This is a genomic window from Pseudanabaena minima str. Chao 2107, assembly GCF_051131155.1.
Lineage (GTDB): Bacteria > Cyanobacteriota > Cyanobacteriia > Pseudanabaenales > Pseudanabaenaceae > Pseudanabaena > Pseudanabaena minima.
The window spans coordinates 4,338,402-4,349,390 of sequence record NZ_CP159508.1 but is presented as its reverse complement, the minus strand read 5'-3'; the positions used below and the strand labels follow the sequence as shown (position 1 = coordinate 4,349,390).

The 10,989-nt window shown below is 42.0% G+C and carries 7 protein-coding genes; 6 read left to right on the top strand and 1 reads right to left on the bottom strand.

The window, feature by feature from the left end:
• The first annotated feature begins 6 nt into the window (after positions 1-6).
• From ABM313_RS19715 to ABM313_RS19705, 3 genes are all read left to right on the top strand, one after another.
• Positions 7-1,338: an ATP-binding protein gene (locus ABM313_RS19715; RefSeq protein WP_434684864.1), complete on the top strand. Its 1,332-nt coding sequence runs from the start codon at positions 7-9 to the stop codon at positions 1,336-1,338.
• 323 nt (positions 1,339-1,661) lie between these two features.
• Complete coding sequence (locus ABM313_RS19710; protein ID WP_434684863.1) at positions 1,662-2,996, top strand: cytosine deaminase; 1,335 nt, start codon at positions 1,662-1,664, stop codon at positions 2,994-2,996.
• A 43-nt stretch (positions 2,997-3,039) separates the two neighbouring features.
• Positions 3,040-4,809 carry a M61 family metallopeptidase gene (locus tag ABM313_RS19705; protein WP_434684861.1) on the top strand — a complete coding sequence of 590 codons (1,770 nt, stop codon included), beginning with the start codon at positions 3,040-3,042 and terminating at the stop codon, positions 4,807-4,809.
• A 35-nt stretch (positions 4,810-4,844) separates the two neighbouring features.
• Here the strand turns inward: ABM313_RS19705 and ABM313_RS19700 are convergent, their stop codons facing one another.
• Positions 4,845-6,971 (bottom strand): EAL domain-containing protein, encoded by a 2,127-nt coding sequence (locus ABM313_RS19700; RefSeq protein ID WP_434684859.1) that lies wholly within the window; start codon positions 6,969-6,971, stop codon positions 4,845-4,847.
• A gap of 773 nt (positions 6,972-7,744) precedes the next feature.
• Here ABM313_RS19700 and ABM313_RS19695 point away from each other — a divergent pair.
• From ABM313_RS19695 to clpS, 3 genes are all read left to right on the top strand, one after another.
• Entirely contained in the window at positions 7,745-9,184 is a 1,440-nt protein-coding gene (locus tag ABM313_RS19695) for a RecQ family ATP-dependent DNA helicase (protein ID WP_434684858.1), read from the top strand.
• A 31-nt stretch (positions 9,185-9,215) separates the two neighbouring features.
• Entirely contained in the window at positions 9,216-10,298 is a 1,083-nt protein-coding gene (locus tag ABM313_RS19690) for a DUF3474 domain-containing protein (protein ID WP_434684857.1), read from the top strand.
• Between the two features lie 348 nt (positions 10,299-10,646).
• Positions 10,647-10,928 carry an ATP-dependent Clp protease adapter ClpS gene (clpS, locus tag ABM313_RS19685; RefSeq protein ID WP_190577676.1) on the top strand — a complete coding sequence of 94 codons (282 nt, stop codon included), beginning with the start codon at positions 10,647-10,649 and terminating at the stop codon, positions 10,926-10,928.
• The last annotated feature ends 61 nt before the right edge of the window (positions 10,929-10,989 follow it).

The window sequence follows — 10,989 nt, the reverse complement described above, 5'->3', positions numbered from 1 at the left end:
CTTAATTTGAGATCTGATAAAAAGCTTATAAATCTAACATGTTTTTGGTTCTGCAAGAGGTCTAATGCCCAAGGTGAAATTTTAAAAACGATTGGTTTAAACATTGATATCACCGATCGCAAACAGGCGGAAGCGCAACTGCAACGCATTAATGAAGAAATAATCAAAGCAACTCGCCTCAAAGATGAGTTTCTTGCCAATATGAGCCATGAATTACGCACTCCGCTCAATGCCATTTTAGGAATGACGGAAATCCTTCAGGAGGAGATTTTTGGCGACTTAAATGATCGGCAAATGCAATCTCTACAAACCATTGAGAACAGTAGCAAACACCTACTGGAATTGATTAACGATATTCTGGATGTGGCAAAAATCGAAGCGGGACAAATTCATCTATCTTGTCAACCAAGTAACGTAGAAGCCCTTTGTCAATCGAGTTTGGTCTTTATTAAGCAACAAGCCTTCAGCAAAAAGATTCAACTAGAGTCATTGATTCCAGCCAACCTGCCCATCATCAACCTTGATGAACGGCGAATTCGGCAAGTTCTGATTAATCTGCTGAATAATGCCGTCAAATTCACACCGAACGGCGGCAAAATCAGCCTACAGGTAAACTACATCGAGTTTCTGGGTAAAGCCGAAACCACGCAAGGCGGCGCATATGACACCCTAGAAATTAGCATCGTTGATACTGGCATTGGGATTGCGGCAGATCAGATCCAACGGTTGTTTCAACCATTTGTGCAGGTTGATAGCGCTCTCAATCGTAACTACAACGGTACGGGATTAGGTTTAGCCCTCGTTAAGCGCTTGGTTGAACTACACGGCGGCGAAGTCAGATTGACTAGTGAACTAGGCGTGGGGAGTTGCTTTACGATCACAATTCCGATCTCGCCATTCTGTGAATTATCCGTTGAGCCAGAACCTGCACTTCCGTCTAACTCCGAGGCGATAAAGCCTGAAATCGAGGGCGCACCAGTAATTTTACTCGCCGAGGATAACGAGGCGAATATAAACTTGTTTGCTGATTATTTGAGTCTCAAGGGCTATCGCTTAGTCATTGCCCACAATGGTCAAATGGCGATTGATTTGGCTCAACAAACCCACCCCGATCTGATTTTGATGGATATTCAAATGCCAGAAATGGATGGATTGGAAGCGATCCAGCAAATTCGCCAAATACCTGAGTTGGTTGATACGCCAATCATTGCATTGACCGCACTGGCGATGGAGGGCGATCGCGATCGCTGCATCGCCGTGGGCGCAAATGACTATCTCAGTAAACCAGTGTCCCTGAAACAACTAGTCAAAAAAATCAACGACTACTTGGCGGACTAGAAATAGTTATTCCAAAGCACAAAATGGCTACACATTTTGTGCTCTTAAAACCCTTACTGGGTTTGGCTTTTAATTAACTGATTTTATGGAACTAAGATGATGAATCTCTTGCTGCTAGCATAACAGGGCAACCACGGGGGGATTGCCCCTACCCCAATAATTTAGATTTTGTAAGGGCTGCGCCCCCTTGCCAGCCCTTGATTTCAATGATCGCAGGCATTCCATCCACGTAACATCAGTAATTCACAAAAGTGTGGTCACACTTTCGTGAATTGGGATTACACATCACGGTATATTTAGCTAAACATACAATCATTCTCGCTATGTCAGAACCTTCGCATTATTGGATTGTTAATGTTCGGATTCCTAATTGTTTTATTGATAGTGAGATTCTTGGGCAAAATATAGAAACTAACCTCACGCCAACATTACAACGCGATCGCCTATTCCCTTGTCACCTCGAAATTCGGAATGGTCAAATAACAGATATTTTATCTAACTCTCAGATTTCGCAAATCCCGACCGAAAGTTTCCCAATCATTGATGGTAAGCAAGGACTCCTGATTCCTTGCTTTGCCGATCTACATACACACCTTGACAAAGGGCATATGTGGGAACGTAGTCCAAATTTAGATGGCACATTTCAAGGTGCACTCAAAGGTGTTTATCGAGATTGCACAGAGCAGGGCAATTGGAACTATGACGACCTCTATCGCCGCATGGAATTTGGGCTGAAGTGTAGTTACGCCCACGGCACAAAAGCCATCAGGACGCATTTAGATTGTCCACCGCATCAGGTGAAAACGACATTGCAAGTATTTAAAGAATTGCGCGAAAAATGGCAGCAGAAAATTACCCTTCAAGCTGTGTCATTAGTACAACTTTCTTATTTTGCAACTGAGGAAGGAGAGCAATTTGCTGATGCGATCGCTGACTTAGGTTGCATTCTTGGCGGCATTGCCCATATGGCTCCCGAACTAGATCAACATTTAGATCGGATTCTGACCTTGGCTATGGAACGGAACCTCAGTCTTGATTTCCATGCAGATGAAAATAATGACCCTGAGTCACGCACATTGCATCATATTACCGAAGCAGCTTTAAGAAATAATTTCAGTTCACAAATAGTATGCGGGCATTGCTGTAGTTTGGCTGTGCAAGATGAAGATACAGCCAACGCTACGATCGCCCTCGTCAAAGAAGCAAATATCGGCATCGTTAGTTTGCCAATGTGCAATCTGTATTTACAGGATCGCGTTGCCGATCGCACACCTCGCTGGCGTGGGGTGACACTAGTGCGGGAACTTAATGATGCGGGTGTAACCGTAGCGCTATCCAGTGATAATTGCCGCGATCCTTTTTATGGATTTGGCGATCATGATCTATTAGAAGTTTTCAGCATGGGAACAAAAATTTCGCATTTAGATACACCCTATGACAATTGGATCGAGTCAGTGACTTCACGCCCTGCGGCTTTAATGGGCTTATCTGATGTTGGTAAGATTGGGATTGGACAAGTTGCGGATTTGGTTCTATTTAAAGCACGTAGCTATAATGAGTTGCTATCTCGTCCCCAAGGCGATCGCACTGTATTTAGAAATGGCATAGCGATCGATACGACTTTGCCAGACTATGCAGAACTCGATGATTTGATATAGTCGGCGCAAAGCGCCGACTATGCTAACGATAAATTAAAAAACCATGAAAAACCTTTCTAGTAGCCAATTTAACTACCGTCTATCGATTCCAGAACCAGAAAATCATCTGTTAGAAGTTGAACTAGCGATCGCTGATTGGCAAGCTGAATTTATCGATCTTAAGTTGCCAGTCTGGACACCTGGTTCCTATTTGGTGCGTGAATATGCCAAACATCTGCAAGATTTTGAGGCAACTGATGCGTCGGGAACGCCTCTATCGTGGCAAAAAATCAGTAAAAATCATTGGCAGATAAAATGTGCAAGTAATAGCGATCATCCCAATGATTCTCTCATTAATTCAACCATCAAAATTCGTTATCGTATCTTCTGCAATGAATTAACCGTCCGTACTAATCATATTGATCGCACCCATGCCTTTTTGACTGGTGCAGCCGTATTTATGTACGTGACCGAACAACAGCAACAGCCATATACAGTCGAGATTGGCGAGATCAAAGATAATTGGCAAATTGCGACAGCTTTACCAGCACTTGAGAATGCTACGAATACTTTTTATGCCAAGGATTTTGACACTTTAGTTGATAGTCCTTTGGAGATTGGGATACATCAGCGCTATGAATTCACAGTTATGGATAAGCCCCATAGCTTTGTCGTCTGGGGACAACATAATGCGGATATGCAGCGTATTGTTAAAGATACGGCAGCGATCGTGGCGGTGGAAGCAGAAATATTTGGGGGATTACCCTACGATCGCTATGACTTTATCCTTCATGCTGCCAATGGATTTGGCGGACTAGAGCATAAAAATAGCACCGTCCTGCTCTACAACCGTTTGGGCTTTCGCAAAGAAGAGAGCTATCTCCAATTTATGAATCTCGTCGCCCATGAGTTTTTCCATACTTGGAATGTAAAACGAATTCGTCCTAAAGCTCTAGAAAAATTTGATTACGACAATGAGAATTACACAAGTTCACTTTGGTTTAGCGAAGGAACTACCAGTTATTATGACCAAATTTTCCCACTGCGGGCTAGGCTTTACGATGCTAAGCATTATCTCAAACTAGTTAGCAAAGCCATCACCCGTCTACAAACGACCTTTGGGCGCAATGTTCAATCCCTCTATGATTCTAGTTTTGACACATGGATTAAGCTCTATCGTCCTGATCCAAATACCCACAACAATCAAATTTCCTACTACCTTAAAGGAGAATTAGTATCCTTGCTATTGGATTTACTAATTCGTTCTAAAACTAATAATTTGCGATCGCTTGATCGGGTTATGCAGATTATGTGGGAGCGCTTTGGGAAAGAAGAAATTGGTTTTAGTGAAGCGGAACTCCATGAAGTCATCGAGACGGTAGCAGGTGCTGACCTATCGAATTTCTGGAATGATTATCTCTATGGGAAAAAAGAACTAGACTATAACTATTATCTCGAACCCTTCGGGCTAGAATTACGGACATCTCGCCAAGATATTCCCTTTACGGGGATGACGCTAAAAACTAAAAACGGGCTTGCGGAAGTTGAGAAAGTTGAGTTTGGCTCACCTGCTCAAAAAGCTGGGATTAGCACAGGTGACATGGTAATCGCGATCGCAGGAATTCGAGTCACGGCAGAAAACTTTAGCGATCGTCTCCGCGATTACGGATCTGGTGAAACGATTACCGTTACCACTTTCCAGCAAGACTTGTTAAATACTGTTGAGGTTACTTTACAAGATCCCATCTGTAATCATTTTGATCTAGTCCAAATTATCAAGCCTTCACCCAACCAAGAGCTAAACCTGAGATTGTGGTTAAGCATCGAATCATAAAGAAGAGAAGTGGCGCTTTGCGCCACTTCTCTTCTTTATGATTCGATTTTATTTGGTTTCGTTGCCCCTTGCGCCCTTAGCAAAGCCTCAATCTCTTCGGCAGGTAGAGCCTTATAGAAAAAATAACCTTGGATCAGATCACAGCCAAGCGATCGCAATATATCCACCTGCTCTATCGTTTCCACACCTTCAGCAATCACATTCAAATTCAAACTATGGGCTAAATTAATAATTGAAGCCACGATTGTACGATCATGTGCGCTGTGAGTAACGTATTCAATAAATATACGATCAATTTTTAGAGTATCAATTGGTAGATTTTTCAGATAACTCAGAGCCGAGTAACCAGTTCCAAAATCGTCAATTGATAACTGAATACCCATCTGGCGGAATTCATTTAACAAGATAATTTTTTCTTCCACATTATCCATCATGATCCCTTCGGTAATTTCTAGTTCTAGAAAATGCGGATCAAGATTTGTTTCTTCAAGAATTTGTTGTAAACAAGATAGAAAATCCTTTTGCTGGAGTTGCTTGATCGACAAGTTCACACCAACTTGAATCGGCGGTAACCCCATATTTTGCCATGCGATCGCCTGTAAACAAGTTTGCCGCAACACCCAAGTTCCGATCGCTGTAATTAGCCCTGTTTCTTCAGCAAGAGGAATAAATTGGCTCGGTGGAATCGAACCTAAAGAAACATGTTTCCAGCGCAGCAAAACTTCCAAGCCGATGATTTTACCACTGATCAGATCAACCTGAGGTTGATAGTATGTCAGCAGTTCATTGTTTTCTAGCGCCCTTCGCAAGTTGTTTTCCATCGATAAGCGTTGAAAACTCTGTTCCTGCATATTCGGAACATAAAACTGAAAGCTATTCTGTCCCTCAGCTTTAGCTCGATACATTGCCATATCAGCATTCCGAATTAGTCCTTCAACTTCAGTATTATGATCTGGATAAATACTTGCACCAATACAGGTAGTGATATGAAGTTCATGACCGCCACAGTTAAAAGGTAAAGTCAAAGCTTGAATCATCGCTTCCGCAACTTGGACAACGGCATCAGTAGAATGAATCTCCATAGCCACGATCGCAAATTCATCAGCTCCCCAACGCACCATTAAATCACCCTGTTTCAGCAACCCCTTGAGGCGATCGCTAACGGCTTTTAGCAACAAATCCCCAACGCTATGTCCTAGCGAGTCATTAATTAACTTAAAGCGATCAATATCTAGAAATAAAACAGCAAATTTTTGTTCTTTATATTCTAATTTGTTGATAACTTCAAGCAAATGTTCATGTAAATATTTTCGATTTGGCAACCCTGTCAGCGTGTCATGATGACTTTGATAGGCGATAATCGCCTCTGCTTGCCTTTGTTTTGTGACATCAGCTATGTGGATACGAATGACTTCATTCCAAGGCATAAAATGAATGATTTCTTCAAACACCTTGTCATTGATCATCACCTCGCGCATAAAAATTTTGCGGACAGGATTAGCCAATGGCAATAACTGAGCCAACAGTTCTTGAAGTAACGGGTGATCAATTCGCATCTCTTCAAGATTAGGAAATTGAGATAAAGCCGCAGGATTAAGATATAAGATGTTGCCAGCAAGATTTAACTCAATAATTGGTTGTGGATTTAGCTCAGGTGATGAAATGAACTGGTTAACAGTCTTATGAATATGGGCAGATATATCTTGATCGGCAATAGACTGTAAAGGAGAAAATCGAAATAGCTCAGTCTCATCAAAGATCGAATCATTTAGATGAGGATAGCTGCTTTTAGTAATCTGATTTTGAGAAATATTACTTTTGGGGATATTGGTAATCGCACTGATCACCTGATATACCGCCTTAGTATCTTTACTGAATAGAATTTCGTCCCCGTGGGATAATATATGCGAAAATCTCTTTTTGCCATTAATCAAAATTCCATTTGTACTGCGCTTTCCCTCTATACTGCCGTCAATTATTCGGAAAAAGCATGAAGACTTCTTAGAAGTTACGGCTAATAAAGTCGCATGTTGACGCGATACGAGATTAGATCGAAGAATAATCGAATTACCCAAGCTTCGTCCCAATGAATAAGTCATATTATTCAAGAGAAAATTGCGAAAACCTTGTGGATCTTCAACCGTAAGTACGTGATGAAGCATCTCTTTGATTTCAAGAGTGGATGACTCTTCTGGTCTCACCTGAATAATGTCCCTTTACAACGAGCTTTAGAAGGATTTGCAGTTATATAAACTATTACATCTGTGTTAAAAGTATCATTAACCGATAGTTTTAACAAAAATTCGCATTTCACTTGAGTGAAAAACGCTCTAAGCACATGTATTTCTGGTATGCAATATGGTGGTAAGGATGTGCGGCGCTTCGCGCCGCACATCCTTACCTATTTAGCACTACCGTATTTCTAATCTAAGAATTTCTTTGCTTTTGAAGATTACTAGTTCTAAGGATATTAAATCTAATTATATAAATTTATGAGTTGAAAACAGTCACCTAACCTACGGTTATACAACTAGATCTAGCGTTTGTGAAGTAATTACTAATAAACTTATGGCTTTTTAACTGATTTTTAAGTAATTGTTGAGAAATTTTAGACAAATCAGCAAATTAACGAACTCTAAGAGATTTTTAGGAAGTGATGATTCAAAATACTTTCTAAAAATCTCTTGGTTTAACGTCAGTTCGACGAAAGCTAAAAATGTTAGAAACTGCTTATTTTTAGCCATTTGCGGCGAGCGAAGCACACCGCAAATGGCTGGAACTCACGTTGATTTAGGTTTGCTTGCAAATCACAGTACCCCCTATTAATGAAGGCATTACTTCGCGCTGCCTTCATTAATAGGGGTTTCATGAAAATCTTCCACAGACCGTTTTAGAGTTGCTATAAAATGCTGGTATTAATGGCTCATTAGCAACAATGTCAGAAACATGTAAAGCATGGACGGAAGTTCAGCAAACATTTCAGAAAATATGGGGATATGACGATTTGCGCCCATCTCAGAGGGCTGTGGTTACCAGCTTATTGAGGGGTCAAGATAGTTTGGCAATTATGGCGACTGGTGGCGGTAAGTCTATTTGTTTTCAACTACCAGCAATAATCAATGAAGGACTAACTTTGGTGATTTCTCCATTACTTGCCCTGATGGAAGACCAAGTTCGGGACTGCAAATCGCGAAATCTTTCCGCCGCTTGTTTGCATAGCAATTTATCGCAAATAGAGCGCCGCGAAATTTTGCGTAATCTCTCAAAAACTAGCTTGCTTTATATTTCGCCCGAAACCCTTTTGAGTGAGCCTGTCTGGGACAAGCTCAGCGATCGCCAATTAAAAATTTCAGGAATAATGCTCGATGAAGCCCATTGTCTGGTGCAGTGGGGGGACTCATTTCGACCGAGCTATCGCCGTTTAGGAGCAGTGCGATCGGCTTTGATGGCACAAAAGCCCGATCATCATCCACACATTACCCTAGCTGCATTTACAGCAACCGCCGATCGCGATACGACTGCGGAGTTGCAGGCTTGTTTAAATCTAGAGAATCCCCATATTGTCCGTACCAGTCCCTATCGACCACATCTGAGTCTGCAAGTGGCGATCGCATGGACACCCGCAGGACGCAAATCACGCACCCTCAAATTTATCCGCGATCTCAAAGGACAGTCTGGATTGATCTATGTACGGAGTCGCCGTGATGCGGAAATGTTAGCCACTTGGTTACAAGAAAACTCGTTTAAAACCGCCGCCTATCATGCAGGCCTGCCACCCCAAGAGCGTCGGCATATCGAGCAGCAATGGCTGACTAATCAATATCCCTTTGTAATCTGCACTTCAGCCTTCGGTCTAGGCATTAACAAACCAGATACCCGTTGGGTCTTACATTTTCATCCGCCTTTAACCCTTTCAGAATATATCCAAGAAATTGGACGGGCAGGACGCGACGGCAAACCTGCGGAGGCGTTGATGTTAGTCAGTGAACCGACGGGTTTACTTGATGATAGCGATCGCCAAAGGATAAATTTTTTTTTGCAACAGCAGCAAAAACTGCAACAACAAGCGCTAGCCCTTTTACCAAAGCTACCGAGACAAGGAAATTTCGCCGAAGTTTCCAAAATACATCCCGATGCGGCGATCGCGCTGGGGCTATTGCATCGTGCAGGGCATCTCACATGGAAAACACCTTTTATTTATGAAATTCATAGCTTCCATAACCAGCAACAAAAACTACAACAACAAATGGGGGATCAAAGCAAAGTTTCTCAAATGCAAGCTTATAGCCGTGTAAAAGGCGATCGCTGGGCTTTTTTACTTGATAACTTTGGTTTTGAGGAAGAATCCAAGTTACTGCTAAGATCTAAGAGCTAACTTAATTTTTCTTAACAACAGGGAAATATACGTGTCGTCTTCGACTATTCATCGGATCAATCTTGACAATCCGCTTACCGATACATCTTCGACATCTCAAACTGAGCTTCCGTTTACCTTCCAAGATGTAAAATCTGCGATTCCTGCTGAATGTTTTGCTCCTAACGTATGGCGATCGCTCGCCTATTTTTTTGCCGATGCTGCGATTATTGTGGGCTTATATGCCACTGCTGCTTATTTAGATGCATGGTGGTTTTATCCAATTTTTTGGTTTGCCACGGGGACAATGTTCTGGGCTTTCTTCGTTGTCGGTCACGACTGCGGGCATGGCTCTTTCTCACGGATTAAATGGCTAAATAACTTAGTTGGTCACCTAACCCATATTCCGATTCTTGTGCCATATCATGGCTGGCGTATCAGCCACCGTACCCATCACCAAAATACAGCTAATATTGACACTGATGAAAGTTGGTACCCTGTTACCGAAAGTCAATATAAGGCGATGGACTGGATTGGGAAATTCATCCGCTTTGATGCTCTCTTATTTGCTTATCCTTTGTATTTATTTAAGCGATCGCCTGCGCGTCCCACAGCCTCACATTTCGTTCCCAACAATGATCTTTTCCGCGAATCTGAGACTAACGATATTCTCACCAGTAGCATCCTCTTCGCAGTGATGGTTGGCTTTTTAGGATGGTTGGGCTTTACCTATGGCTTCCTATTTCTGTTCAAGTTTTATATCGTCCCCTACCTTGTCTTTGTAGTATGGCTTGATCTCGTCACCTATTTACACCACACTGAAGCTGATATTCCTTGGTATCGTGGTAAAGACTGGTACTTTTTGAAGGGAGCACTCTCCACCATTGATCGTGATTATGGAATCTTCAACAATATCCACCACAATATCGGCACTCATGTTGCCCACCACATCTTTATTGGCATTCCTCACTATCACCTCAAGACTGCGACTGAAGCGATCAAACCAGTTTTAGGCTCATATTACCGAGTTTCCAATGTGCCAATCTGGAAGTCCTTCTTTACTTCCCAAAAGGCTTGTATATTTGTCCCTGACTCAGGCAGTGGCGTATATTATAGCGATCAACTTACAGATTAAAACCCGATCCCAAAAAAAGAGGGGGGCGCAATGCGCCCCCCTCTTTTTGGGGCAAAAGCCGTCCACTTCACATTTTTTGGGTTCGTACTTATAATGTAAGTGAGCATTAAGTATTATTACTGTCTTACTACCAACTCACAGAAGTGTCTTCACACTTCTGTGAGTTAAAAACCAAACCCAGTAAGGGTTTTACAAGCACAAAATAGCTACGCATTTTGTGCTTTGGTATTATCTACAAAGCAGATCTGCAAACACTTTCATCTTACTTAATACTCCAAATTAATACCGCAATTATCTAGCGACATAAATTCCCCTGATTGCAAACCTTTGTTGGAGGCTACCTAATATATGTCTACCGAAACTATTCAACGTCCCGAAACCATACGCAAAATTGCACCTAGATATCGGGTTTTGTTACATAATGACGATTACAACTCAATGGAATACGTTGTGGAAACCTTAATGCAAGTCGTAAATGGGCTTACACAGCCACAAGCTGTCGATATTATGATGGCAGCTCATGCGAGTGGTTGCGCTTTGGTAATTACCTGTGTACAAGAACATGCCGAATTTTATTGCGAAGGGCTACAAAGCAAAGGCTTAACTAGCACCATTGAGCCTGAGTCATAAAAAACAGTGCAAAGCACTGTCTTCTTATCTGATGTTACGTAGAAGGCTGAGATTTGGGCTT